The sequence below is a fragment of the Dactylosporangium sp. NPDC000521 genome (genome assembly GCF_042898305.1).
Taxonomy (GTDB): domain Bacteria; phylum Actinomycetota; class Actinomycetes; order Mycobacteriales; family Micromonosporaceae; genus Dactylosporangium.
The window spans coordinates 1-24,745 of the sequence record NZ_JBIAYW010000035.1; the positions used below are offsets into that span (position 1 = coordinate 1).

Here is a 24,745-nt window from a genome sequence, read left to right on the forward strand (position 1 = left end):
CGTGCCAACAGCCGAGCCCGGAAAACAGGACCGGCGGGCGCCGCAGTCCAAGCCCACAGCGTACCGAGAACCCCGCCCCCCGTTCGCGCTCGGCCAACGCGCCCAGCTCGGTGTTGCCTCCCACCAACACCGCATGCCGTAACCCACCCGAAGACCGAGTTCGGTACCAAGGCCTGGTCGACCAAGAGCTCGGCTTCGAGCCCGAGCTGGCCCGCGGGCTGTTCGCGCTCTCCCGCGCAGTGGGGAATATCGCTCACGCCTGGCAGAAACCGATGAGCGCCGGCCGGGCGCAGCCCGTGGCACCGGCCGACCTCAACGCCGCGCTCGGCCGGCAACTCCTCAACGTCCCGATAGGACTGACTGAAGCGTAGATACCAGCGCATCCGACCACCATCACCTCCGGCGGGATCCGGAACCCGGCGAAGGCCCACGCCTGAGGCAGCCACGGGCCAGAGCGGGTCGATGGCTTCACTGTTCTCGTCTGCCTCGATCTTGCCAACGCTCAATGCAACTGCCATCAGCGGTGCTCCGGTACGCGGTGTGTTCCCCGACAAAGACCATCTCTTGAGGAGAATTGGCGCCCAGCGGCGTCGCCTCAGCGCGCCGGCCGAGCGCGAGATTGATGCTCGTGAACACTTGACACCTCCGTCGATGCGGTGGTCCCATCGGTATCAACTGTCAGGCAACTTGCCTAACAATTCAGAGCTCCTCAAGCTTGGAGGCTCGATGAGTTCCAGAGGACGACGAAAGGCGAGACGATGGATCACTCCTCTGCTGGCGGCAGCAGTGGTGGCCGCGATCCTTTCGCTGGCGGAACCGGCTCAGGCCGCCGCGACCCGGTATGAGGCAGAGAGCGCCACCATCTCCGGCGGCGCCGTGGAGTCCAACCACACCGGCTTCACCGGAACAGGATTCGTCAACTACGACAACGTGACCGGCAGCTACGTCGAGTGGACGGTCAACGCCGCCACGGCGGGCACCGCGACGATCGGGCTGCGCTTCGCCAACGGCACCACAACCGACCGGCCGATGGACGTCAGCGTCAACGGCACGACGGTCGCCACCTCGCTGTCGTTCCCGGGCACCGGCAACTGGGACACGTGGCAGACCAAGACCATCACCGCTGCGGTGAACGCCGGCACCAACAGGATCCGTGCCGTCGCGACGACCGTCAACGGCGGCCCCAACGTCGACCGGATCGACGTCGACGTCGCGCCGCCGACATCGGACTACCAGGCGGAGAACGCGACCGTCTCACAGGGCGCGGTCGAGTCCAACCACACCGGGTTCACCGGCACCGGCTTCGTGAACTACGACAACATCGCCGGAAGCTACGTCGAGTGGTCGATCCCGGCCGCCACCGCGGGCAACGTGAGCGTCGCCATCCGATACGCGAACGGTGTCGCGAACGGCGCGAGCGTCGACCGGCCGATGGACGTGACGGTCAACGGCACCCTCGTGCGCAGTGCCCTGTCGTTCCCGAGCACCGGCAACTGGGACACCTGGCAGACGGTGACGTTGACCGTCGGCCTCTCCGCCGGCACCAACCGGATCCGGGCCATCGCCACGACCGCCAACGGCGGGCCCAACGTCGACCGGCTCAGCACCGGCGTCCCCGGCGACACCGCGCCGCCGACCGCACCCGGACAGCCCGTCTGCGGCACCATCACCGAGAACAGCATCAACCTGTCGTGGGGCGCCTCGACCGACAACGTCGGCGTCGTCGCGTACGACATCTACCACGACGGCAACAAGATCGGTGAAGCCGCCGGGAACGCCACCGCGAAGTCCCTGACCGGCCTGCAGCCCAACTTCGAATACCGCCTGTCGGTCTTCGGCCGCGACGCGGCAGGCAACGTATCCACGAGCAGCCCGCAGGCGATCTGCCGGACCCTCGCCAGCTCCGACACACAGGCGCCGACCTCGCCGACCGGCTTCGCCACCGCCAACATCGCCGGCAATTCCGTCGACACGTCGTGGACCGCGTCGACCGACAACGTCGGCGTGACGGGGTACGACGTGCTGGGCGCCGGCGGCTCGGTGCTCAAGTCGGTCGGCAACGTGACCTCCACGACGGTCACCGGGCTGGCGTGCAACACCACGTACACGCTGACCGCGGTCGCGAAGGACGCCGCCGGCAACACCTCTTCGCCGAGCAACGCGAGAACCATCACCACCACCGCGTGCAGCGGGGGCGTGCCCTCGAGCATCACCACCGTCTCGACCGGCTGGACGATCCCGTGGGGACTCGCCTGGCTGCCGGACGGCCAGACGGCGATCGCGACCGAACGCGACTCGTTCAAGGTCTTCAAGGTCACCCTGAGTGGCGCGCGGACCCAGGTCGGCACCGTGCCGAACACGGTCACCACCAACGGCGAAGGCGGCCTGCTCGGCGTCGCGGTCGACCCGAACTGGAACAGCAACCACTACGTGTACTTCATGCACACCGCCGCCGAAGGCAACCGCATCGCCCGGATGACCTACAACGGCACGACGCTCTCGGCGTACACGTCGCTGGTCACCGGCATCATGAAGAACCGCTACCACAACGGCGGTCGCTTGGCGTTCGGCCCCGACGGCTACCTCTACGCGACCACCGGCGAGGCGCAGACGCCCAATCTCGCCCAGGACAAGAACTCGCTCAACGGCAAGATCCTGCGGATGAAGACCGACGGCACCCCGGCGCCCGGTAACCCGTTCGGCACCCTCGTGTACAGCTACGGCCACCGCAACCCGCAGGGCATCGCCTGGGACTCCCAGGGCCGGCTGTGGGAGGCCGAGTTCGGCAACAGCCAGTTCGACGAGCTCAACCTCATCAAAGCGGGCCGCAACTACGGCTGGCCGACGTGTGAGGGCACCTGCAGCGTCTCCGGGATGGAGAACCCGAAGCGGCAGTGGTCGGTGAGCACCGCCTCGCCGAGCGCGATCGCGATCGTCCGGGACGTCGTGTACATGGCGGCGCTGCGCGGCCAGCGGCTGTGGCGGATCCCGTTGCTCGACGGCGAGAACACCGGCACACCGACGGCGTACTACGTCGGCACGTACGGGCGGCTGCGCACCGTGGTCAAGGTGCCGGGCGCCGATCAACTGTGGCTGTCGACCACCAACTGCGACAACAACGGCGGTGCGGCCGCCGGCTCCGACCAGATCTTCCGGATCGCGATCAGCTAGTCGATTCCGAACCCCCTGGAGGAACGATGCGACTCATGAGCAGGCGCGCGGGCCTGACCGCGCTCGCGGTCGGCGTCGTGGCGGCGCTGACGCCACTCGCACTGCAGATCCCGTCCGCCGAGGCCGCCACGACGGTCTACCAGGCGGAGAACGCCACCATCTCGCAGGGCGTGGCGGAGTCCAACCACGCCGGCTACACGGGCACCGGATTCGTGAACTACGACAACGTCAGCGGCTCGTACGTGCAGTGGTCGGTGACCGCCGCGGCCGCCGGCAGCGCGACGCTCACCATCAGATTCGCCAACGGAACGACCACCAACCGGCCGATGAACATCAGCGTCAACGGCACGACCGTCGCGTCCGGCGTGGCGTTCAACGGCACCGGCAACTGGGACACCTGGCAGGACGTCAACGTCACCGCGACGCTGAACGCCGGCGCCAACACGGTCCGGGCCACCGCCACCACGGCCGGCGGCGGACCCAACGTCGACAAGCTCACGGTCGTCGACGGCAGTACCGGCGGGCCCAGCATGGCCGTCGCGCCGTACGAGTACTTCGGCTGGGGCAACCCGCAGAGCCCGACCTCGGTGATGTCGGCGACCGGCATCAAGTTCTTCACGCTCGCCTTCATGCTCTCCGACGGCGGATGCAACCCGCTGTGGGACGGCACGCGTCCGCTCACCGGCGGCGACGACCAGGCGAAGATCAACGCCATCCGCGGCGCCGGCGGGGACATCATCGTCTCCTTCGGCGGCTGGAGCGGCAACAAGCTCGGCGAGAAGTGCTCGTCGGCATCCGCGCTCGCCGGCGCGTACCAGAAGGTCATCAACGCATACCAGCTCAAGGCGATCGACATCGACATCGAGGCGACCGAGTTCTCCAACGCCACCGTCCGGCAGCGGGTCATCACCGCGTTGAAGACGATCAAGACCAACAACCCCGGCATCAAGACGTTCGTCACGTTCGGCACAACCCCGACCGGGCCGGACTCCGACGGCATCGATCTCATCAACAAGGGCGCCGCGGCCGGCCTGAACAACGACGGCTGGACCATCATGCCGTTCGACTTCGGCGGGCACAGCGGCACGATGGGCGCCGCGTCGGTCAGTGCCGCCGACGGCCTGAAGAACGCCGTCAAGAACGCCTACGGCTACAGCGATGCCGTGGCCTACACGAAGATTGGCATCTCGTCGATGAACGGCAAGACCGACGAGACCGACGAGACCGTCACGCTCGCCGACTTCCAGACGATTCTGGCGTACGCGCAACAGCACCAACTGGCCCGCCTGACGTTCTGGTCGATCAACCGCGACCGGGCCTGCGGCAGCGGCTCCGACGCCGATTCGTGCAGCGGCGTCTCGCAAGCGGCATACGCATACACCAAGGTGCTCGTCCAGTACACCGGCTGAGAAGGGAATCCCATGAAGCTCAGACAGTTCGGTGTGGCGCTGTCCGCGGTCGGGCTGGTCATGGCGCTGCCGCCATTGACCTCACCGGCGGCAGCGGCGGCGCCGTCCGTGGACTACCAGGCCGAGAACGCGACGATCTCGCAGGGCGTGGTCGAGTCCAACCACACCGGCTACACCGGTACCGGATTCGTCAACTACGACAATGTCAGCGGCTCCTACGTCCAGTGGTCGGTGACCGCGTCGGCGGCCGGCACGGCCACGATCGTCCTGCGGTACGCGAACGGCACCACGACGAACCGGCCGATGGACATCGCCGTCAACGGCACGGTGGTCTCCGGCGCACTGTCCTTCCCCGGTACCGGCAACTGGGACACCTGGCAGACCAAGACGGTCACGGCAGCGGTGAACGCCGGCACGAACACGATCCGCGCCACCGCGACCACCGCCAACGGCGGGCCCAACGTCGACAAGCTCAGCGTCGCCGTGGACACCGGACCGCCGCCGGGCGGTCCGGCCGTGCCCTTCGGCAGTCACCTCTTCCCCTATGTGAGCGGCACGCTCCGGCCGAGCGGCACGCAGTCCACTGTGGACCAGGCAGTCGTCACCTACTACAACAAGTGGAAGGCCGCGTTCGTCAAGCAGAACTGCGGCAACGGCTGGTACGAGATCATCTCGCCGGACGCCGATCACCCCTATGTCGCCGAGGCGCAGGGCTACGGCATGGTGATCGTGGCCACCATGGCCGGCGCCGACCCGAACGCGAAGACCGTCTTCGACGGGCTGGTCAAGTACATGTTGGCCCATCCGTCCGTACACAATCCCGATCTGCTCGCGGCTGAGCAGGACACGGCCTGCAAGAGCGTCAACGGTTCGGACTCGGCGACCGACGGGGATCTCGACGTCGCGTACGGCCTGCTGCTGGCGGACAAGCAGTGGGGCAGCACCGGAACCTACAACTACAAGCAGTTGGCCATCAGGCACATCAATGCGATCAAGGCCAACGAGGTCAACCCCACGACCCATCTGCTGCTCCTCGGCGACTGGAGCACCCCGGGCGACAGCCTCTACTGGACCACCCGGCCGTCCGACTTCATGATCGACCACTTCCGCGCCTTCAAGACGGCCACCGGTGACACGGCGTGGGACACCATCCGCACCGCGCACCAGAACCTCATCACCGACCTGCAGAGCCGGTACGCGTCGAGCACCGGACTGCTGCCCGACTTCGTCGTCGACACCAACACCACGGCGCGCCCGGCGCCCGGCCAGGTGCTCGAGGACCCGAACGACGGCAAGTACTTCTGGAACTCCTGCCGCACCCCGTGGCGTATCGGCACGGATGCGGTGACCAGTGGAAACGCCGCCTCGCTCGCCTCGGCCCGCAAGCTCAACACCTGGGTGAAGGGCAAGACCGGCGGCAACCCGAACAGCATCGCCGTCGGCTACTCACTGGGCGGCACGGCGATCTCCTCCGGTAGCGAGCCGGCGTTCTTCGCACCGTTCGCGGTGGCGGCGCTCACTGACTCCGGCAGCCAGGCATGGCTCGACGCGCTGTGGACCAAGATGGTCAACACGTCGTTCACCAGCACCGACTACTACTCGACGAGCATCCAGCTCCAGGTGATGATCGTCGTCAGCGGCAACTTCTGGGCTCCCTGATCGCAACTGTCGGGTCCGGTGTCCCCGGTGGGCACCGGACCCGACCACGTGTGCATCGGCGGGGATGGGACGGCAGCGACGTCGGTCGCCCGGCGCGGCAGGTCAAGCTGTTCCGAGTGCCGTGGGTTCCGCGGCCGGCGCCGCCGCCAGCCAGTGTGATCCGGCGCCGGCCGCCGAGATGGGCGTCCTCGACACTGATGGTGATCTCGGCCTCGGCGTCGTCGCGGCGTACACAAATTTGAAGTCGACTCTAAAATTCTACCTGGCTATCATCATGGAATGCCTCTGCATGAGCACCTTTCGTTCCGCGATGGTGAGCTGTTCCTCGACGAGGTGAGCGCCGGACAGATCGCACGGGAGTTCGGCACTCCGGTCTTCGCGGTGTCCGAGACGCAGCTGCGCCGTGACACCCGGCGGTGGACGAAGGCGCTGGAGGATGCGTGGCCCGACGGTCCGGCCGCGCTGCTGCCGGCCTTCAAGGCCAACACCTGCCTGGCGCTGCGCCATGTACTCAACGGGGAGGGCGTCGGGTGTGACACCTTCGGCGAGCATGAGCTGCGGGCCGCGCTCTCGACCGGCGTCGATCCCGCCCGCGTGTCGCTCAACGGCACGAACAAGTCCGAGGGGGCGATCCGCCTGGCGATCGAGCATGGTGTGCGGATCACGCTCGACAGTCCCCGCGAGGTCGAAACGGTCCTGGCACTGACCAGCAGCGGGGGCCGGCCGGCCCTCGTGCGGTTGCGGCTTCGTCCGGGCGGCGAAACGCTTGCCGGGCCGAGCGACTTCTCCGACCGTGGTGACTCTATCGCCGAGCTCGCCGCGGCGTACCGCCCAGGTTTCGCCCTGGCGGACGCCGAACGGGCGGCGCGTTCGATCGTGGACTCGGGCAGCGCGCGTCTTGTCGGGACCCATGTGCACCTCGGCCGGCACACCACGAGCCTGTCGACCTGGTCCGGCGTGGTCAGCGATCATGTTCGCCAGATCGCGCGGATCTCAGCCGTCTGCGGCGGTTGGCGTCCAGCGGAGATCGACCTCGGCGGTGGATACGCGGAGCGCGGCAGTCCTGTCGGACAGGCGATCGTGGGTCGCGGAGCCGCGCCGGAGCCGCCGTCGCCGGAGCGGTACACACAGGTCGTCGCGCAGGCCCTGCGTGCCGGCATGCGGCAACACGGCTTCGACAGCAAGGGCGTTGCGCTCCAGCTGGAGCCCGGACGGGCCGTCTACGGGCCGGCAGGCGTCCACCTGACGCGGGTGGTCAGCGTCCGGCGTTCACCTGAGCGTCCCGATCGGCAGTGGGTGGAGCTGGACACGACGGAACAGTTCCTCGCCGATGTGGTGCTGGAGCACGCCCGCTACCCCTTCGTCCTCGCCAATCGTGTGTCGGCGGCCCCTGGTGTGCCGGTCGACCTGACCGGATCCAGCTGCGGGTTCGACATCATCGCGGCCGGCGTCACCGTGCCGGGGGACATCGCGCCCGGCGATCTCGTCGCGCTGCTCAACACCGGCGCCTACGTCGAGACGCAGACGACGAACTTCAACGCGTTTCCCCGGCCCGCGACGGTGCTGGTCAGCGGTGATCTCGTCGAGGTGATCCGCCGGGCCGAGACCCCGGCGGAGGTGTTCGCCCGCGACCGGATCCCCGCCCGGCTGACGGGCCGCTGACCCGGCGTCTCGCTCAGCCGCCGACGGCGATCCGGGCGAAGGCGATCGCTCGTTCGAGGTGCGCGAGGTGCCCGCCCTCGTCGCCGAACCCGTGGCCGCCTTCGAACCAGTGCAGCTCGCACGGGTGGTTGCGAGCGGCGAGCCGTTCGGCGTACGCGACGACCTGTTCCGGAGGCGTGCGGGTGTCGTTGCTGCCCTGCCACAACAGGATCGGTGCGCGGACCTCGTCGACGTACGTGAGCGGGGAACGCTCACGGTAGAGGTTGCCGTGGGTCTCGGGCGGCCCACCGAAGAGCATCTCGTCGAGGCGCCGTATCGCCAGCGGGCTGCTGTGGTGGTTCAGCTCCCAGTCGGCCAGCACGACCTCGCCGATGCCCGCGGCCCACAGCTCCGGTTGGCGTCCGAGCGCATAGAGCACGAGGAAGCCGCCGTAGGACTCGCCGTTGATGAGGATCTGACCGGCGGCCGAGATTCCCTCGTCGACGAGCCACCTGTGGGCGGCGGCGAGGTCTTCCAGTTCCCAGCGGCCGACATCTCCGTGGATCTGTTCCTCGAACGCGCGCCCCCGCCCTGACGAGCCGCGATAGTTCACCGTGAGATAGGCGAAGCCGTGGTCGACCCAGGCCCGGGCGGCGGGTGTGAACTCGTCGGCGACGGAGAGGTGAGGGCCACCGTGGCAGTGCACGACCGCCGGGAACGGTCCGGTGCCGGTCGGGCGGGCGAGCCATCCCTGGATGTGCGTACCGTCGCTCGACGGGAACACGACGTGCTCGAAACCGGCACGGTCCGGCGAACCGTCTCCACCGAGCACCACCCGGTGCCGGGACGGCGCGTGCCAGGCGATCAGCGTGAGCGGGGACATTGCGTGCTCGTGCGACGCGAGCACCGTGCCGTCCGTGCCGAACTGTGACATGCGCAGGTATAGCGAGCGGAAACTGCCGGCCGGGAGGTCGAGTCGCTCTCGTTCGCCGGTCAGGACGTCGACGCGCTCGAGCCACTGCGCGGCGAGCAGCTCGACGCAGAGCAGTACGTGGCGCCCGTCCGGTGACCAGTCGAGCGGGACCACCGTCGCCGTGGTCTCCTCGAGGAGCTCGACGGTGGTGTCGCCGACGGGGTCCCAGACGAGGACCCCCGATCGATCACCGGCTCGCTGAGTCGCGATGAGCACCCGCTGATCGCCCCGGTGCGGCGAGCAGCAGACGGCAGTCGCCGCGCCGGGCGACGGCAGCATGAGGCGTCCGACGACCGCGCCGGTCGTGGTGTCGTAGGCGGTGACGGCGAACCGCCGGGTGCCGGGCGCGTGGTCGGTGGTGTCGAGCGTGGCGACCGTACCGTCGGCCGAGATCCGGCAGTTCCACGCCTCGTGCACCGTGCGGACGAGGCGCCGGGGCGAGGTCGCGGGTGTGCCACGGGCGGGGAGACAGACCAGGTCGTAGCCCTCGTCGGTGACGAGGTCGAGCACAAGCGTCTCGCCGTCCGCGCTCACGTCCGCACCGCGGAGCGTGTAGTCGGGCAGGCCCGGCGTCATGTCCTCGATCACGCTCGTGTCGTCGAGCAGCACGCGATGGACGTGCCCGAGTTCGTTCCCTCCCTCGTCGGCGAGGAAGAACGCGGCGGTCGCGTCGGCGGCGACCCACGCCGAGTCGATGAACCCGTCGGTGGGCACGCCGATTCGGCGGACCTCCCCGGTGGTGAAGTCGCACGCCGCGAGCTCGAGCCGGTGCTCGTCCTGCAGCGCCGCGAGCCCCCGCGACCGCTCGGTCTTCGCCACCTGCACCCACCTGAGGCGAGGCGCGAGGAACCCCTGCCGCCAGTCGCCAGTCACCGGACCCCAACCCTCGACAGCTCGGACAGCAGCACCGCGGCGATCTTCGGCGCCGAGAGGTACCGATGCAGCTCGATGTTCTCATTGGGAGCGTGGTTGGCCTCGTCGGCGTTGGCGAAGGGCACGCCGATCGACGGCACGCCGAGGATCTTCGTGAACACGTAGTCGGGAAGGCTGCCACCCATGGCCGGCACGAGGTACGGATCCTCGCCGTGCACGAGTCGCAGTGCCCGTCGGATCGGTTCGACGAACGCTGAGTCGAGGTCCGTGCGGGACGGCTCCATCGCCGCGCGCAGCGTGCAGCGAACATCGGGGGCGTGGCGCCGCACGTGGTCGGCGATGCGCTCGTACGTGGTGTCGACCGTCATCGCATCGACCAGCCGAACGTCGCAAACGGCTCGGGCCATGGCCGGGATCACCGCGCGGTCCGCGCCCGCGGCGCCGGTCTCGAACCGGCTGATCGTGAGGGTCGGATGTGCCGCGAGCCGATCGTAGAACGGCCGCTCGGCGGGTTCGTCCCAGCGGCCGATGCCGAGGGCGGCAAGCTGTTCGTCGTCAACGGGGAGGGCTTCGAGCGCGCGTGCCTCGGCGTCGCTGAGCGGTGTCACCTCGTCGGTGAAGCCGTCGATGGTGACCAGCCCGCGATCGTTCTTCATCGACGCGAGCAGGTGCACCAACTCCCAGGCGGGATTCGGCCCGACCCCGCCCCAGTTCCCCGAGTGCAGGTCGATGGCCGCACCCTGTGCGATCAGCTCGAACTGAACAATTCCCCGCACCCCGAAGTTCATCGTCGCGCGTCCGCTCTCGTGCACCGGACCGTCGCTCCAGACGACGAGATCGCAGGCGAGGAGATCCGCGTTGCGGCGGACCAGATCGGCGAGGTTCGGGCTGCCGACCTCCTCCTCGCCGTCAAGCAGCAGGGCGACGTTGCAGGGCGGCGAGCCGTGAAGACGGATCCATGACTCGATGGCCAGGAGGTGGGCGAGATGCTGACCCTTGTTGTCGGCGGTGCCGCGACCGTAGACGCGACCGCCGTGCACCGTCGTCCTGAACGGTTCGAACAGCCAGTCGTCGGCACTGCCCGCGGGCTGCACGTCGTAGTGACCGTAGATCAGCACGCGGGGTGCGCCGTCGACCTGCGGCCCGCGCAGCAGCACGGCGGGCTGGCCGCCGGTCTCCAGCAACGTCGTCTCGAGGCCCCAGGCAGCCGCGCGACCGCGGATGTGATCGGCCGCTTCACGCACGCCCCGGTCCTCGGAGCTGACCGAGGGAATCGAGACGTACCGGTCGAGCTCGTCGAGGTGGGCGTCGCGACGTTGGTCGAGGTCGACGAGCACGCTCTGGAGATCAGTCACCGCAGTGCACCTCCACGGTCGAATCGTGGAGTGGACTCTAGATATCTCCTGTACTACAGTCAAGGTTCCGCTCCGACCGAAAAGATGCGCTCGGCCGCGAGTTCGTTCCGATTCGACAGGATGGGCATGGAAGAGGCTGGCCTGCGCGAGAGGCAGAAGCAGGTGCGCCGGCTCGCCGTGCTGGATGCGGCGCGTCAGCTGTTCGAGGAGCGCGGGGTCGACGCGACGACGATCGAGGAGATCGCCGGGCGCGCCATGGTCTCCCCCGCCACGATCTACAACTACTTCGTCTCCAAGAACGACCTTCTCCTCTCGCTGTTCGAGCATGAGTGGTCCGACGTCGAGGTCCGGCTCGCGAAGATCACGCTGCGGGCGGGGGACGACGCGGTCACCGCGATGACCCGGTTCGTCGAGGGGTACAACCGCATCGACGAGTCATTCGGACCGCCTCAGCTGTGGCGGCAGCTGATCGCGGCGTCGTTCACCGCGTCGGCCGAAGTGCGCACGTCATACCAGCAGATCAGTGACCGCTTCGAAACCGTCCTGGCCGAACGTCTGCGGCGCCTCGTCACAGCCGGCCTGCTGCGCCCCGAAACCGACATCGAGGCGCTCGCCCGGTCGCTCAGCGCGATCGCCGACGCCGACTTCCACCGCCGGGTCCGCGTCCGCGAACGCTGGACGAGAACGACCTCGGACCTTCTCCGGCGACAGATCCGCCAGATCCTGCAAACCTCGGCCTGAGGCACGAGGCAAGCGCCCTGCTCTGTTGCGGGGTACCGTCTGCCGCCTCCTGACGGGTGCGCGCAACGCCGTCAGGCCCGCCCCTCTGCGGGCCTGACGGCGCCGGAGCCAGGTATCCGGTACGGCGCGCCACTCAGCGCCGGGCGTGCGCCCGCCCGACCGCGTCGAGGAGATGGCCGGACGGCGCGGCGACGCCGGGTGGGAGCGGGTCGGGGTTCGGCGGCTTCGTCGCGCCGGTCAGCCACGCCGCGAAGAGCGCGGCGAGCGACCGGCCCGCGACGCGCTCTGCGAGGGCGACGAAGTCGGCGGTGTCGGCATTGCCGTAGCGGTACCGCGTGGCCCACGTCCGCATGATGCGGAAGAACGCGGCGTCGCCGACCAGCATCCGCAGCGCGTGCAGGGTCATCGGCCCGCGCGAGTACACCGACGTCACGAACGGATCGGCGCCCGGGGGGCCATAGGGCGGTGGGGTCCAGAGCCGGCTGTCGACCGGCTGGTTGTAGAGCAGGTTGAACATCTCGCGGACGGTCGTGAACCCGTCGTGCTCGTTCCACAGCCACGCCGCGTACTCGGCGAATCCCTCGTTGAGCCAGAGCTCCCGCCAGTGCCGCACGGACACGCTGTCGCCGAACCACTGGTGTGCCAGCTCGTGCGCGACCAACTTGTCGTCGTGCGGGCTTGGGCCGTCGGCGAAGAACGAGGCCGGGTAGACCGGACGGGTCTGCGTCTCCAGCGCGAACAGCAGCGGATCGTGTTTGTCGACGATCGCGCCGCCGGCCTCGAACGGGTACGGCCCGAACAGCGTCTCCAGGTAGTCGGTGATCTCGTCGGTGCGGCCGACGGAGTCGTCGGCGAGCGTCGGCGGCAGGCTCGCGTCGACCGCGATGATCGTCTGCCGACCGTGGTGCTGATGCTGGTCGATGCGCCAGCGCCCGATCGCGAGGGTGGTGAGGTAGCTGGCCACAGGGTTCGTCGTGGCCCAGCGGAACGTCGTCCAGCCGTCGTTCGTCGCCGAGCCGAGCAGGATGCCGTTGCTCAGCGCGCCCAGTCCTTCCGGCACGGTGACGCGCACGCTGTACGTCGCCTTGTCGAGCGGATGGTCGTTCACCGGATACCAGCTGGCCGCCACCTTCGGTTCCCCGGCGACGAGCGCTCCGTCGTCGGTGTGCATGAACTGCGCCTCGTACGGGATCTCCGGTATCCGGACGGTGTAGGGGACGCCGTGGTAGCGCACGTCGACGACGAACGGCAGCCCGACGGGCAGGCCGCGGGCCGGCGTGACGACGAGCTCGTCGCCGTCGCGGGTCCAGCCGGCCGGGCGGCCGTTGACCGTGAGCGCGTCGACGGTCAGGCCGGTGAAGTCGAGGTCGAAGCGGGACAGCGGCTGGGTGGCGGTTGCCGTGATTGTCGCGTGACCGTCGAGCTCGTCGGTGGCCGGCTGGTAGCGCACGTCGAGGTCGTAGTGGCGCACGTCGTAGCCGCCGTTGCCGTCGAGCGGGTACGCCGGGTCGCCGATACCGGCCGCGCCGGGCCGGAAGTTGGGCTGGAGGTCGGGCCGGGCCGCCGCATGGGCGGCGGTGGTGGGTGTCGCGGCGACGACGACGGCGAGGGCCGCGGCCAGTAGATGACGTCTGTGCATGGGGATCCCCCGATCAGCTCGGCAGTGTCCAGGGTGGACATTCGTCGCACCGGGTCTCGATGCGGGGCACGGCCACGCATCGATACGGTCACATGCCGGGTTTTCCCTCGTCCGCCCCTCGATCGGCGGGCGAGATGCAGCCGGGGCCGCCGCTCGTCGGTCTTCCTTGTGGGGCTTCCGGCGCGTCCGCGGTCCGGGTGGTTCGGGCGGTCAGGGCGCCGACGGCGAGCGCGATCCGCCGCGACGGCGGCGGATCCTCGGCGTCGCGGGCGAGGACGGTCAGTGGCAGAAGCGCCCGGGCGTCGCTGATGCGCGCCTTGCGTAGCACGCGCTGGCAGCGGGCGTCGGACCCCACAGTCGAGTCCGTTGCATTGAGCGTTGCCCTGGTCAGGCAGGCTTGAACGGTGAAGCTCTCGGACCGCCGACGCCCGTCCCTGCCGCGCGCCGTCCTTCGTCAGTGGGCAGTGAAGCCACCGTCGACGGGGAGGGTCACACCCGTGATGTAGGCGCCCGCGTCCGAGACCAGCAGCAGCAGGGCGCCCGTCACGTCGGCCTCGGTGGCCAGGCGGCCCAACGGTGTGCGGGCGCAGTAGCGCTCCACGAACGACGCCGGCTGGGTGCCATCGGCCAGGCCGCCCGGGGCCAGGCAGTTGACCCGGATGCCGTGCGGGCCCAGCTGGACGGCCATGTGGCGGGTCAGGCCGATCATGCCCGCCTTGTCGTACGCGTAGAACAGCGGCATCGTCATGGAGGTCCCGGTGTACAGGCCGAAGTCGGGGCCCGTGATGCCGTAGATCGAGCCGATGTTCAGGATCGCGCCGCCGGTGCCGCGCTCGATCATCGCCGCCGCGACCGTCTGGGTCACCAGGAACAGGCCGCGGGAGTTGGCCGCCGACGTCGCGTCCCAGTCAGCCGCCGATGTCGTGAACAGGTCGCCGCCCTGGCGGTGCACGGCGTTGTTGACCAGGATGTCGACGCTGGAGTCCAGGCGGGCGCACAGCCCCGCGATCGACGCCGGATCGGACAGATCCAGCGCAACGCCCGACGCCGCGAGGCCGGACGCGCGCAGCGCCGAAGCCGCGGCCTCGGCGCGGGAGGTGGAGCGGGACGTGATGACCACGTGGGCGCCCGCCTCGGCCAGGATACGGGCGATCGGCGTGCCGTACAGGCCGGTGCCGCCGGTGACGATCGCCGTCCGGCCGGTGAGCGAGAACGCGTCGAAGACGGTCATGCGAGCAGCTCCGCGAGGCCGGCGGTCCACCGTGGCGGCGGTCCGGGTTCGGTCAGGGCGTGCAGGGCGCCGGCGTCCTTCCACCCGGCGCCGGTGGCGATGAGCACGGCCCGCGACCCGGCCGGCAACCGGCCGGACGAGGCGTCGGCGAGCAGCCCGGCGAGGGCGGTGGCCCCGGCCGGCTCGACGAAGATGCCGGCCCGCACCATCCGGGCGTGCGCGGCAGCGACCTCCGCGTCGGTGACCTCGGTGAGGTGACCGCCGGACCCGGCGACGGCCGCGGGAACGTCGTCGTCGAACAGCGTGGCCACCTGCAGGCCGGAGATGCCGGTGGTGCTCGGCGAGGTCAGGACGCCCGGCCCGCCGGCGAGCGCGTCGCGGACGGTCGGACAGCCGCTGGGCTGGACGGCCACGAGCCGGGGCACGACGCCGCCGAGGTCGCGGTACCCGCGCCACAGCGAGGCATACAGCCCGCCCCCGCCGATGGGCGCATACACATGGGTGAGCGAGGCCTGCGAGGCCAGCTCGTACGCGATCGTCCGAGCCCCCATCATGATCTCCGGCGCGTACCGGCCCCCGGTCAGGAACGCCAGGTACCCCTGCCGCGCGGCGACGTCACGCACCTCGGACGCCAACGCGAGCGTGGTCCGCGGGTCGTGCCCGAGGCCGTCGACGAGATAGACCTCCGCCCCGGCCGCGCGGATCTGCACCAGCTTCTCCGGCGGCGTGGTGGCCAGGGCGAGCAGGATCACCCGGACCCCGGCCCGAGCCCCGTAGGCGGCGACGGCCGCCCCGCCGTTGCCCGAGGACGTGCCGACGATGCCGCGCAGCGACCGCTCCCGGACCAGCGAGACGGCCACCGCCGCCACCCGGTCCTTGAACGACCCGGTCGGGTTGAGATGCTCGCACTTGACGTGCACGGTGATGCCGGACAGGCCGGGGACATCGAGGACATCGGTGACGTCGAGCAGCGGCGTGTCACCCTCGCCCAGGCTCACCATCAGGCCACCACCCGCGACGGGGTGGTGGATCGCGGCAGCGACGCGACGTCGACCGGGCACACCCCGGGCGTGGCGACCTCGATGGCGAGGGCCACGTCGGGAAACGCCGACCGCCAGGCGACCGCGCCCTTGGCGACGATGACGGCGACCGAGGCGGGGTCGATGCCGACGGACGTCAGATGTTCCCGATGGAACGGCGGGGTCGCGCGCTCGGTGACGACGACCCGCACGCCCCGCTGCCGCAGCACCGCGGTCGTGCCCATGCTGAACGACTGCCCGGTCATCCACGACCCCGAGGTCGTGTAGCCGCCGTCGGTCACGGCGAGGATCTCGGCTTGCATTTGCACGGGTGTACCGTGCCGGGCGTCCGCCTTTGCCCCGACCGTGGCGAGGATGCTCGCTCCGGTACCGAGCGACGCCGCCTGCCGGGCGACCTCGGCGTCGGCGATCACGACGACGGCATCGGGGGCGTCAGCGGCGATCAGGGCCGCCAGCAGCGCGGTCCCGTCCCCGGGGCTGCCGCCCCCGATGTTGTCGGCGACGTCGGCGAGCACGACCGGCCGGACACCGGCGGCCAGGGCTTCCCGCACCGCGGCGTCCACGCCGGGCCGCTGCAGGGAGAATTCCTCCGCGTGTGCCTCGATGTCGCCGGCGATCTCGTTGGCGACCCGGCGGGCGGCATCGGCCTGATCCGCCCCGGCGACGACGAGCACACCGATGCCGGCCCGATCGACGTCGCTGTACGCGAAGCCGGGCGTGAGCGAGACCCGGGCCAGCCCGGCCTGGGCGGCCAGGGCCCGCGCCCGCTCGATCAGCCCCCGCATCGGCTCGGCGTCGGTGGACTGCGCGAGGGGACAGGTCAGCAGCGGCACCCTGGCCAGCACGGTGGTCAGCGGACGCCCGCCGATCACCTCCGCCAGCAGGGTGGCCGCCTCGTGCCCGCGCTCGAACATGTCGACGTGCGGGTACGTGTCGTAGGCGAGCACGATGTCGCAGGCGCCCACGAACGCCGGCGACGGGTTCGCGTGCAGGTCGAGCACCGCGGCGATCGGCACGCCGCCGACGATCGCGCGGAGCTGCCGCAGCAGTACGGCCTCGACGTCCGGTGTCCCGGCCGCGACCATCGCCCCGTGCAGGTTGAGCAGCACCCCGTCGAACGGGGCGGCGGCCGTCAGCGCCGTGGTGAGGCGGTCGAGCAGGGTGGCCAGGGTCTCGGCGGGAGCCGGACCGGACGGCCAGGCGCCGGCCGAGAAGACCGGCACCGCGTCGAGTCCGGGCGCGGCCAGGAACCCGCTGATGACCGACCGGTCGCCATCGTGGTGGCGGCGGACGTCGTCGCCGGCGACCAGCTCGAACGCCTCGAACGCGGCGAGGTCGGCCGGGTTGGGACCGTACGTGTTCGTCTCGTGCCACAGTCCCAGCACCGCGACCCGGGGCAGCGTCATGGCCGCGACTCCGCGACGTGCGCGGCGAGGGCGCGGTCGAAGCGGTCCAGGGTGTCGGTGAGCTCGGCCGGGCCGTGGGCGGCCGAGACGTACCAGATCCCCCGCCCGGCGACCCAGATGCCGTGCGCGGCGAGGGTGCGGCTGACCCGGGTGTACCGCGCGAGGTCCAGCGACTGCAGCGAGGCGTGGTCGACGATGTCGGTCGGCGGGGCGCCCTCCGCGCGGAACGAAACGTGGAACGCGGCCGGCAGGCCCTGGACGTGCAGCGGCACGCCGTAGCGCTCGCCGATGCCGCGCAGGCCGGTCATGAGCTCGGTGCCGTGCTCCTCGACGGAGAGGTACGGCTGGGTCTCCCGCAGCACGTCCATCGTCGCCGAGACCGCGGCGGCGGCCATGACCGAGGCGTTGAAGGTGCCGGAGTGGTTGACCTTCCCGGTGCCGAACAGCTCCAGCAGCTCGCGGCGCCCGGCGATGGCCGCGACGGGCCAGCCGCCGGCGACGGCCTTGCCGTAGATGGCGAGGTCGGGGGTGACGCCGAAGCGCTGGGCGGCGCCGCCGAAGGCGAGCCGGAAGCCGGTGACGACCTCGTCGAAGATGAGCACGGCGCCGTGGGCGGTGCACAGCTCGCGCAGGCGGGCCAGGAACCCGGGGCGCGGCGCGATCGCCCCGCTGTTGCACATCATCGGTTCGAGGATGACCGCGGCGATCTCGCCCGGGTGCTCCTCGAAGGACCGCTGGACGGCGTCGGCGTCGTTGAACGGGGCGACGACCCAGTCGGCGATGTACTGCGGCGGCTGTCCGGCGGAGCCGGGGCGGTGCCCGTCCGGGCCGTGGGCCATGAGGACGGTGTCGAGCCAGCCGTGGTACTGCCCGGCGAACCCGATCACCTTCCGCCGCCCGGTCGCGGCGCGGGCCAGGCGCAGTGCGGCGTGCACGGCCTCGGTGCCGGAGACGCCGAGGCGGGCCATGTCGGCCCAGCCGACCGCGGCGAGCAGCTTCTCGATCGCCTCGACCTCCAGGGCGTGCTGGGCGCCGAAGACCATCCCTCGCCCGACGGCGGTGGTGACCGCGCCGTTGACCTGTGGGTGGGCGTGGCCGAGGAACGCGGGGCCCTGGCCGAGCAGGTAGTCGATGTATTCGTTGCCGTCGACGTCCCACAGGCGCGGGCCGCTGCCCCGGGCGAAGAAGGTCCGGGCGGTGGCGAGCCGCACGTTGGAGCTCACGCCGCCGGGGAGCACCGCGGCGGCCCGAGCGGCGAGGGCGGCGGCGGCGCCGGAGCGGACGACCTGGTCGGCGGTCATCGGGTGGTGTCCTCGTCCGCGGGCGGGATCCACAGCACGGCGTCGACCTCGATGTCGAAGCCGGGCAGCGCGACCGGGACGGTGGTGCGGGCCGGGTGCGGCGCGCTGAGGCGCCGCTGGCAGGCCGCGTTCCACTCGGCGAAGTGGTCCAGCGTGCTCAGGTAGCAGCCGATCCGGACGGCGTGGGCCAGCGAGGTGCCCGCCTCGGCGGCGAGGGCGGCGATGTTGTCGAAGACGGTCTCGGCCTGGTCGCGGAAGGCGGGGCCGGCCTGGCTGCCGTCGGGGCGGAACGGGCCCTGCCCGGAGACGAACAGCAGGTCGCCCACGCGCACGGCGGGGCTGTAGGGGCCGGCCGCCGGACCGATGGCAGGACTTGTCACGGGGGTTGGATACCGCACGAAGACCACCGTTTCACTAGCTGCAATTGATGTTCCGTTTCGACACCCTAATCATCGCGGTGCGGGAGTCGTCAACCCCCGCGCGGCGATGAATGATCACAACGGAACCCGCGGGGCGGTCAGTGCGGCACGTCCTGGGCCGCGTCCACCAGCGGTCCCATGTGCTTCTTGAGCAGGTGCGCGACCCGCTGGGCGTCCTCCGAGGCGAACCGCGACGCCGGCGCGGACAGGCTCAGCGCCGCCGGGACCGCGAGGCCGTCGACGGGCACGGCCACGCACCGCCCGTCGGGCTGGTTCTCGCAGTCGTCGATGCCCCAGCCCCGCTCCACGGTGAGCTTGACCTCGCCCAGGAACCCGTCCACGGTGGTGATGGTGTCGGCGGTGAACTGGGGCATCCCGGCCTGCTCGAGGATGGTGCGCAGCCGGCTCTCGGGGATCTGGCCGGCCATGACCTTGCCGGTCGCGGTCGAGTGCAGGCACGCCCGCTCGCCGCGGCTGGCCGCCAGCCGCACCCGCCGCTCGCTCTCGACCACCTCGACGTGCACGACCTCGATGCCGTCGAGCACGGCGAAGTTCATCGTCTCCTCGAACCGGTCGCGCAGCTTGACCAGGTGCGGCAGCACCGCGTCGCGCAGGGCCGCGCGGTAGTCGAAGCGCTGCGGCCGGAACGCCAGGCCCAGCCGGTACGAGCCGTCCTCGGCGTCGCGCTCCACGTAGCTGCGGGCCTCCAGTGCCGAGAGGTACCGCAGTGCGGAGCTCTTCGGCAGCGACACCGTCTCGGCGATCGCGGCGAGCGACAGCCCGGTCGCGGGGTGTTGCTGCAGGGCATCCAGCACGTCGCACACCCGGTCCACGGCGCGGATGTTGTACCCCGCTGCGCCGCCCTGACCTGCGGCGTCGTCTTCTCGCATCGTTCCTGGCCTCCGTTCGACAGTCCGCTGTCGCCGCGCTGCCCAGTGTGTTCCAACCCTGTTACGAGGATTGACATGATCCACGCGGACGACTAGAAGGTATACCACGTGCTAAAACGAGAGTTTCATTTCTATCTCTGCGAGCATACCGACTCGCGGTCACCCGCGGGACGGCCCACTCAGCCGATACAAGGGAGCCCGATGTGACAGAGGTCGTCCCGCCGCTGATCACCCCCCTCACCGACCAGGGCACGGTCGACCGGCCGTCGCTGTCGCGCCTCGTCCGGCACGTCGTGACCGAAGGGGCCGACGGCGTGCTGGTGCTGGGCTCCACCGGCGAGGGCGGGCACCTGCTCCCCGACGAGCAGGAGGCCGTCGTGGCCACCGCCGCCGAGGCCACCGACCGCGAGGTCATGGCCGGCGTCGCGGCGCTCAACACCCGCCAGGCCGCCCAACTCGCCGCCCGCTTCGCCGCCGCCGGCGCGCGCAGCCTGCTCGTGCCACCGCCGTCGATGTTTCCACTCTCTCAGACGGAGCTCGCCCGGCACTTCGCGGCCGTCGCCGAGGCCGGTGGTCTGCCCACGATCGCCTACCACGTCCCGTCGCGCGTCCCGAGCCCGGTCGGCGCCGCCCTGCTCGCCGAGCTGGTCGCCAAGGGCGTGCTGGCCGGCGTCAAGGACAGCTCCGGCGACCTCGGCGGCCACCGCGCCGCCGTCCTGACCACCGGGCGATCGCCCGCGGTGCGCCTGCTGACGGGCTCCGAGACCTGCATCGACGCCGCCCTGCAGATCGGCTTCACCGGCGCCGTGCCCGGTTTGTCCAACGTCTTCACCTCACTGCACCGGGCCCTGGCCGACGCCGCGGACGCCGGCGACTGGCCCGCGGCCCGGGACGTGCAGGACCGGCTGACCCACCTGCACCGCATCTACGAGGGCCCGCACGGCGACGGCTCCTTCACCGCCGGCGCGATCGGCGCGCTCAAGGCGGCCCTGGTCGAGCTCGGCGTGATCGAGACCGCGACGATGAGCGAGCCGTTCACCTCGCCCGGCGAGGAGGCCCGCCGCCACGTCCGCAACGTCCTGCGCGAGGGCCGGCAGTGACAGGTCCCTGGCCGGCCCCGGTCCGGCTCACGCCGCGGGTCACCCTGGTCGGCAGCGGCACGCTCGGCTTCGGGCTCACCGACGCGCACGACTCGCACGTGTACCTCGTCGACGGCGGCACCGACGCCGTGCTCGTCGACGCCGGCTGCGGCCTGGCCGCGGACCGGATCGCCGCGAACGTGCGGGTCTGTCTCGGCGCCCGCCCGGTGTCACGGATCCTGCTCACCCACGCGCACGCCGACCACGCCGGCGGCGCCGCCGATCTCGCCCGGCTGCTCGGCGCCACCGTCATGGCGCTGCCGCCGGCCGCGGCGATCGTCGCGGCCGGCGACGAGGACGCCTCGGGACTGCGCACAGCGCGGCGGGCCGGGGTCTACCCGCCGGGGCTGCGCCCGGAGCCGGTGCCGGTGCATCCGCTCGAAGCGGACGAACTGGCCGTCGGCGCGCTCACGCTCGGGATCCACCCGACGCCCGGCCACGCCGCCGGCCACTGCTGCTTCAGCCTCCGCGACGCCGGGTCGCACGCCCTGTTCAGCGGCGATCTGGTGTTCGCCCGCGGCCGGGTCGCGGTCCTCGCCACGCCCGACACCGACCTGCCGGCGCTGGGCCAGAGCCTGCGGGCCGTTGCGGCGCTGCAGCCGGACGTCCTGCTGCCCGGGCACGGCGCGCCGGTACTGAGGGACGCCCACACGCACCTGCGGACCGCGGTCGAACACCTCGACCGGGGTGCGCTGCCCCCTGGGCTGCTGCCATGACCGCGCAGCGCCCCTTGGAGGACAAGGTCGCCGTGGTGACCGGCGGCGCGACCGGGATCGGGGCCGGGATCGTGCGGCGGCTCGCCGACGACGGCGCCGACGTCGTCCTCGGCGCGTTGAGTGCCGACGAGGGCGAGGCCGCCGCCGCCCGGCTGGCCGGCCCGGGGCGCACGATCGTCGCGGCCGGGGCGGACCTGGCCACCGCGGCCGGGTGCCGGGCGCTCGTCGACGCCGCCGTGCGCCACCGCGGCCGGATCGACATCCTCGTGAACAACGCCGGCGTCACCGGGCCGTCGGCCGCGGCCCCGTTCGGCGAGTACGACGACGCCCGCCTCGACGCCGTCGTCGACGTCAACCTCAAGGCGCCCTTCCGGCTGGCCCGCGACGCGCTGCCGTACATGCCGCCCGGCTCGGTCATCGTCAACGTCACCAGCGTCGCCGCCTACGCCGCGCAGGCCGACGCCTCCGCATACGTCGCGGCCAAGGCCGGGCTGGCCGGGCTGACCCGGGCCCTCGGCTTCGAACTGGCCGGGCACGGCATCCGGGCCGTCCACGTCGCGCCCGGCGACATCCAGGTCCGCCCCGACGGCCCCGCGCCCGGCACCGGCCCCTTCGACCGGGCCACCCCGCTGGGCCGGCGAGGCGTTCCGGCCGACATCGCCGCCGCCGTCGCCTGGCTGTGCACCCCTGAGGCGTCCTTCGTGACCGGGACAGGGCTGGTCGTCGACGGCGGATGGACGAGCTACTGATGAGGACAAGACGATGCTGGTCGGCGTGAGCGGGCTCGGGTCCATCGGGCTGCAGCACATCACCGCGTTCGCCAAGGTGCCGGAGGTCCGGCTGGTCGCGTTCGACCCCGACCCGGGGCGGCGGGCCGCGGCGGCCGCGCACCCGGCCGTCGGCCGGACGACCGGCGAGTTCGGCGAACTGCTGGAGGCGGGGCCGGACGCGCTTGTGATCGCCGGCCCGGACCATGTCCACCCGGCGCAGATGCGGGCCGCGGCCGACCGGCGCCTGCCGCTGCTGGTGGAGAAGCCGGTCGCGGCGACCCTGGACGAGGCGCGGACGGCGGCCGCCGGCATCGCCGCGACGGGGACGCCGGCGCTGGTGGGGTACGTGCTGCGGCACCGGCTCGTCGTGCAACGCACCCGGGCCGTGCTGGCCGGCGGCGAGATCGGCGAACCGGTGGCCGTGCACGTCATGCTCGGCGCCTACGGCACCATCGAGGCGGCCGTGTCCCGCTTCGCGTCGAAGGAACCGGACCGCCTGTACCGCGACTACTCCCACGAGTGGGACTACCTGCGCTGGTACTTCGGCCCGATCGCCCGGGCGTTCGCGGCGGCGCGGACCGTCACGTCCGTGCCGCACGTGGAGAGCCCCAACTGCGTCGACGGCCTGCTGGAGTTCGCCTCGGGCCTGCGCGCCACGTTCCATCTCGACTACCTGGAGCCGATAGGCACCCGCACCGTGCAGGTCCTCGGCACCGGCGGCACGCTGCTGGCGGACTTCGGCCGGGGCACGCTCGAGGTCCGCGCCCGCGCGCAGGGCCGCGACCGGGCGGTCCGGCACGAGCTGCCCGAGCCGCCGGCCGAGGCACTGGCCCGGCAGGCCGCGCACCTGGTCGCCGTCGCCCGCGGCGAGTCCGAGCCGCTGGTGACCCTCGACGACGGGGTCGCCGCGCTCGCCGTGTCCGAGGCGGTCCGCAGCGCGGCCGCGGCCGGGGCCTGGCAGGACCTGCCGTCACTGAAATGAAACGGCCATACCGCCAACGTTTCGGGGACATACACCAGGTCTCTGATTCTTGACCGGGGCAGTTCCACCGTCTACATTCCCGAGAAATAGAACGCGCGATTCACTAGATGAAACGCTGGAGGTTCGGGTGACGCAGTACCACACCAGCACGGACGCCGCCTTCGAGATCACCGAAGCGGGCGTGGTCGTCGACGCCGTCCCCGCGATGTTCCCCGGGCTCACCCGCGTGGGCGGCGAACTGGTGGCGTCGTTCTCCACCGTCCCGGACGGCTGGCCCGGCGGCACCGTCGGCGTGGTGCGCTCCGGCGACGAGGGCCGCACCTGGTCCGCGCCGCAGATCGTGGCGACCCCGGGCGAGGGGCAGGACGCGGTGCTCAACGCGGTCGCCCTCACCACGCTGCGCGACGGGACGCTGCTGCTGCCGTACAACGGCGTGAAGTGGACCCCGGGCCAGGGCGTCGGCGGCCGGGTCATCTCCGCCCACCTGCTGCGCTCGGCCGACGGCGGCCGCACGTGGACCGGCGGCGAGCGCCTCGACCTCGACTTCTACAGCCCCGCCGTCTACGGCGAGATCGTCGAGCTGGCCGACGGCCGCCTGTTGTGGCCGGTCTGGGGCCAGCGCGCGAGCGGAGAGCGGTGGCGCTCGGCGGTGCTGGTCTCCACCGACGGCGGGCTGACGTGGACGGTCGGCCCGACGATCGCGTTCGACCCGGACGCCCGGCTCGCCGGGCCGTACGCCTCCCCGGAGGTCAACGGCCTGAGCGCCGACGGCGACCCGGATCCCTCGGTCACCAGCGACCCGGCGTTCCGCCCGCACAGCCCGATCGACGGGTTCACCGAGACCACGGTGCTCGAGGTTCACGACGGGCACCTCCTGGCCGTCCTGCGACAGCAGGGCATCGGCGGCGACACGACGATGCGGCTCTTCCGCGCCGAGTCGGCCGACGCCGGGCAGACGTGGAGCCCATACGAGCCGATGGGCTTCACCGGCATGTCCCCACTGCTGCACCGGGCGGAGGACGGCAGCCTGCTGCTCGCGACCCGCCGGTGCGCGCCCGAAGGCGGCCCCGACGCCCCCGGCGTCGAGGTCCGCCGCAGCCACGACGGGGGCCGGTCGTTCTCCGGCCCGCTCCCGCTGGCCGACCCGCACGGGTACCGGTACACCGCCGAGTACCAGTGCGGCTACCCCGCCATGGCGAACCTGCAGGGCGGCGACGTCCTGGTCACCTTCTACAGCTTCGCACCGCAACACGGGCGCTTCGTCGCGTGGAACAAGCTGCGGCTGCTCTAGCCGATCCGGTTCGGAGCCGATCGGCTCTGAATCCGATCCAAGCCGCCCCGCGCCGCCGTGACCTGTGAATTTCCTGTTCTTGTGGCTGATACTGACCCC

General features: G+C 71.3%; 20 protein-coding genes and 1 pseudogene. 10 read left to right on the top strand and 11 right to left on the bottom strand.

The genetic code is table 11. The features are described 5' to 3' along the window. Window positions 1-260: 260 nt before the first annotated feature. Window positions 261-394 (bottom strand): annotated as a pseudogene (locus ACFY3L_RS50710) (IS6 family transposase); the annotation flags it as partial. Window positions 395-789: 395 nt separating this feature from the next. On the opposite strand from ACFY3L_RS50710, the gene ACFY3L_RS50715 reads away from it, so the two are divergent. From ACFY3L_RS50715 to ACFY3L_RS50730, 4 genes are all read left to right on the top strand, one after another. Further along, complete coding sequence (locus ACFY3L_RS50715; RefSeq protein ID WP_389341819.1) at window positions 790-3,171, top strand: PQQ-dependent sugar dehydrogenase; 2,382 nt, start codon at window positions 790-792, stop codon at window positions 3,169-3,171. A gap of 35 nt (window positions 3,172-3,206) precedes the next feature. After that, window positions 3,207-4,580: a carbohydrate-binding protein gene (locus ACFY3L_RS50720; RefSeq protein WP_389341822.1), complete on the top strand. Its 1,374-nt coding sequence runs from the start codon at window positions 3,207-3,209 to the stop codon at window positions 4,578-4,580. 12 nt (window positions 4,581-4,592) lie between these two features. Next, window positions 4,593-6,239 carry a glycosyl hydrolase family 8 gene (locus ACFY3L_RS50725; protein ID WP_389341825.1) on the top strand — a complete coding sequence of 549 codons (1,647 nt, stop codon included), beginning with the start codon at window positions 4,593-4,595 and terminating at the stop codon, window positions 6,237-6,239. Between the two features lie 279 nt (window positions 6,240-6,518). After that, window positions 6,519-7,901, top strand: coding sequence for a diaminopimelate decarboxylase family protein (locus tag ACFY3L_RS50730; protein ID WP_389341828.1), 1,383 nt, complete (start codon window positions 6,519-6,521; stop codon window positions 7,899-7,901). A gap of 13 nt (window positions 7,902-7,914) precedes the next feature. Here ACFY3L_RS50730 and ACFY3L_RS50735 read toward each other — a convergent pair whose 3' ends face one another. Together ACFY3L_RS50735 and ACFY3L_RS50740 are read right to left on the bottom strand one after the other, a co-directional pair. Beyond that, on the bottom strand, window positions 7,915-9,672 hold the full coding sequence (locus ACFY3L_RS50735) for an alpha/beta fold hydrolase (protein WP_389341831.1): 1,758 nt from the start codon (window positions 9,670-9,672) through the stop codon (window positions 7,915-7,917). Between the two features lie 50 nt (window positions 9,673-9,722). Further along, window positions 9,723-11,063, bottom strand: coding sequence for a M20/M25/M40 family metallo-hydrolase (locus tag ACFY3L_RS50740; RefSeq protein WP_389341834.1), 1,341 nt, complete (start codon window positions 11,061-11,063; stop codon window positions 9,723-9,725). Between ACFY3L_RS50740 and ACFY3L_RS50745 the strand changes: the two genes are divergently transcribed. Then, entirely contained in the window at window positions 11,043-11,822 is a 780-nt protein-coding gene (locus ACFY3L_RS50745) for a TetR/AcrR family transcriptional regulator (RefSeq protein ID WP_389341838.1), read from the top strand. The two genes, ACFY3L_RS50740 and ACFY3L_RS50745, sit on opposite strands and share 21 nt — an antisense overlap. 133 nt (window positions 11,823-11,955) lie before the next feature. Here the strand turns inward: ACFY3L_RS50745 and ACFY3L_RS50750 are convergent, their stop codons facing one another. The 8 genes from ACFY3L_RS50750 to ACFY3L_RS50785 all read right to left on the bottom strand — a co-directional run bounded on the left by ACFY3L_RS50750 (window position 11,956) and on the right by ACFY3L_RS50785 (window position 19,748). Continuing rightward, window positions 11,956-13,461: a M1 family metallopeptidase gene (locus tag ACFY3L_RS50750; protein WP_389341841.1), complete on the bottom strand. Its 1,506-nt coding sequence runs from the start codon at window positions 13,459-13,461 to the stop codon at window positions 11,956-11,958. An 88-nt stretch (window positions 13,462-13,549) separates the two neighbouring features. Further along, window positions 13,550-13,816, bottom strand: coding sequence for a hypothetical protein (locus ACFY3L_RS50755; RefSeq protein ID WP_389341843.1), 267 nt, complete (start codon window positions 13,814-13,816; stop codon window positions 13,550-13,552). A 99-nt stretch (window positions 13,817-13,915) separates the two neighbouring features. Then, window positions 13,916-14,692, bottom strand: a complete 777-nt coding sequence (locus ACFY3L_RS50760) for an SDR family oxidoreductase (protein ID WP_389341846.1) — start codon at window positions 14,690-14,692, stop codon at window positions 13,916-13,918. Beyond that, window positions 14,689-15,693, bottom strand: a complete 1,005-nt coding sequence (locus ACFY3L_RS50765; RefSeq protein ID WP_389341848.1) for a pyridoxal-phosphate dependent enzyme — start codon at window positions 15,691-15,693, stop codon at window positions 14,689-14,691. The genes ACFY3L_RS50760 and ACFY3L_RS50765 overlap by 4 nt, the downstream gene beginning before the upstream one ends. Continuing rightward, window positions 15,693-17,138: a M81 family metallopeptidase gene (locus tag ACFY3L_RS50770; RefSeq protein ID WP_389341851.1), complete on the bottom strand. Its 1,446-nt coding sequence runs from the start codon at window positions 17,136-17,138 to the stop codon at window positions 15,693-15,695. Before ACFY3L_RS50770 ends, ACFY3L_RS50765 begins: the two co-directional genes overlap by 1 nt. After that, the gene (locus tag ACFY3L_RS50775) at window positions 17,135-18,439 is read right to left on the bottom strand and encodes an aspartate aminotransferase family protein (protein WP_389341854.1); all 1,305 of its coding nucleotides are present in this window, start codon (window positions 18,437-18,439) and stop codon (window positions 17,135-17,137) included. The genes ACFY3L_RS50770 and ACFY3L_RS50775 overlap by 4 nt, the downstream gene beginning before the upstream one ends. After that, window positions 18,436-18,819: a RidA family protein gene (locus ACFY3L_RS50780; RefSeq protein WP_354758036.1), complete on the bottom strand. Its 384-nt coding sequence runs from the start codon at window positions 18,817-18,819 to the stop codon at window positions 18,436-18,438. The genes ACFY3L_RS50775 and ACFY3L_RS50780 overlap by 4 nt, the downstream gene beginning before the upstream one ends. 137 nt (window positions 18,820-18,956) lie before the next feature. Further along, the gene (locus ACFY3L_RS50785; protein WP_389341857.1) at window positions 18,957-19,748 is read right to left on the bottom strand and encodes an IclR family transcriptional regulator; all 792 of its coding nucleotides are present in this window, start codon (window positions 19,746-19,748) and stop codon (window positions 18,957-18,959) included. Between the two features lie 203 nt (window positions 19,749-19,951). Between ACFY3L_RS50785 and ACFY3L_RS50790 the strand changes: the two genes are divergently transcribed. From ACFY3L_RS50790 to ACFY3L_RS50810, 5 genes are all read left to right on the top strand, one after another. Further along, window positions 19,952-20,848 carry a dihydrodipicolinate synthase family protein gene (locus ACFY3L_RS50790; protein ID WP_389341860.1) on the top strand — a complete coding sequence of 299 codons (897 nt, stop codon included), beginning with the start codon at window positions 19,952-19,954 and terminating at the stop codon, window positions 20,846-20,848. Beyond that, complete coding sequence (locus tag ACFY3L_RS50795) at window positions 20,845-21,603, top strand: MBL fold metallo-hydrolase (protein ID WP_389341863.1); 759 nt, start codon at window positions 20,845-20,847, stop codon at window positions 21,601-21,603. Before ACFY3L_RS50790 ends, ACFY3L_RS50795 begins: the two co-directional genes overlap by 4 nt. Further along, window positions 21,600-22,352, top strand: coding sequence for an SDR family NAD(P)-dependent oxidoreductase (locus ACFY3L_RS50800; protein ID WP_389341866.1), 753 nt, complete (start codon window positions 21,600-21,602; stop codon window positions 22,350-22,352). The genes ACFY3L_RS50795 and ACFY3L_RS50800 overlap by 4 nt, the downstream gene beginning before the upstream one ends. A gap of 13 nt (window positions 22,353-22,365) precedes the next feature. Then, window positions 22,366-23,355 (top strand): Gfo/Idh/MocA family protein, encoded by a 990-nt coding sequence (locus ACFY3L_RS50805; RefSeq protein ID WP_389341869.1) that lies wholly within the window; start codon window positions 22,366-22,368, stop codon window positions 23,353-23,355. 127 nt (window positions 23,356-23,482) lie between these two features. After that, window positions 23,483-24,646: a sialidase family protein gene (locus ACFY3L_RS50810; RefSeq protein ID WP_389341872.1), complete on the top strand. Its 1,164-nt coding sequence runs from the start codon at window positions 23,483-23,485 to the stop codon at window positions 24,644-24,646. Window positions 24,647-24,745 lie beyond the last annotated feature (99 nt).

Excerpts from the sequence above, each read along its gene's own strand:
- ACFY3L_RS50720 (WP_389341822.1), top strand. The coding sequence starts at position 3,207 with ATGAGCAGGCGCGCGGGCCTGACCGCGCTCGCGGTCGGCGTCGTGGCG.
- ACFY3L_RS50725 (WP_389341825.1), top strand. The coding sequence starts at position 4,593 with ATGAAGCTCAGACAGTTCGGTGTGGCGCTGTCCGCGGTCGGGCTGGTC.
- ACFY3L_RS50730 (WP_389341828.1), top strand. The coding sequence starts at position 6,519 with ATGCCTCTGCATGAGCACCTTTCGTTCCGCGATGGTGAGCTGTTCCTC.
- ACFY3L_RS50750 (WP_389341841.1), bottom strand. The coding sequence starts at position 13,461 with ATGCACAGACGTCATCTACTGGCCGCGGCCCTCGCCGTCGTCGTCGCC.
- ACFY3L_RS50760 (WP_389341846.1), bottom strand. The coding sequence starts at position 14,692 with ATGACCGTCTTCGACGCGTTCTCGCTCACCGGCCGGACGGCGATCGTC.
- ACFY3L_RS50765 (WP_389341848.1), bottom strand. The coding sequence starts at position 15,693 with ATGGTGAGCCTGGGCGAGGGTGACACGCCGCTGCTCGACGTCACCGAT.
- ACFY3L_RS50770 (WP_389341851.1), bottom strand. The coding sequence starts at position 17,138 with ATGACGCTGCCCCGGGTCGCGGTGCTGGGACTGTGGCACGAGACGAAC.
- ACFY3L_RS50775 (WP_389341854.1), bottom strand. The coding sequence starts at position 18,439 with ATGACCGCCGACCAGGTCGTCCGCTCCGGCGCCGCCGCCGCCCTCGCC.
- ACFY3L_RS50785 (WP_389341857.1), bottom strand. The coding sequence starts at position 19,748 with ATGCGAGAAGACGACGCCGCAGGTCAGGGCGGCGCAGCGGGGTACAAC.
- ACFY3L_RS50800 (WP_389341866.1), top strand. The coding sequence starts at position 21,600 with ATGACCGCGCAGCGCCCCTTGGAGGACAAGGTCGCCGTGGTGACCGGC.
- ACFY3L_RS50805 (WP_389341869.1), top strand. The coding sequence starts at position 22,366 with ATGCTGGTCGGCGTGAGCGGGCTCGGGTCCATCGGGCTGCAGCACATC.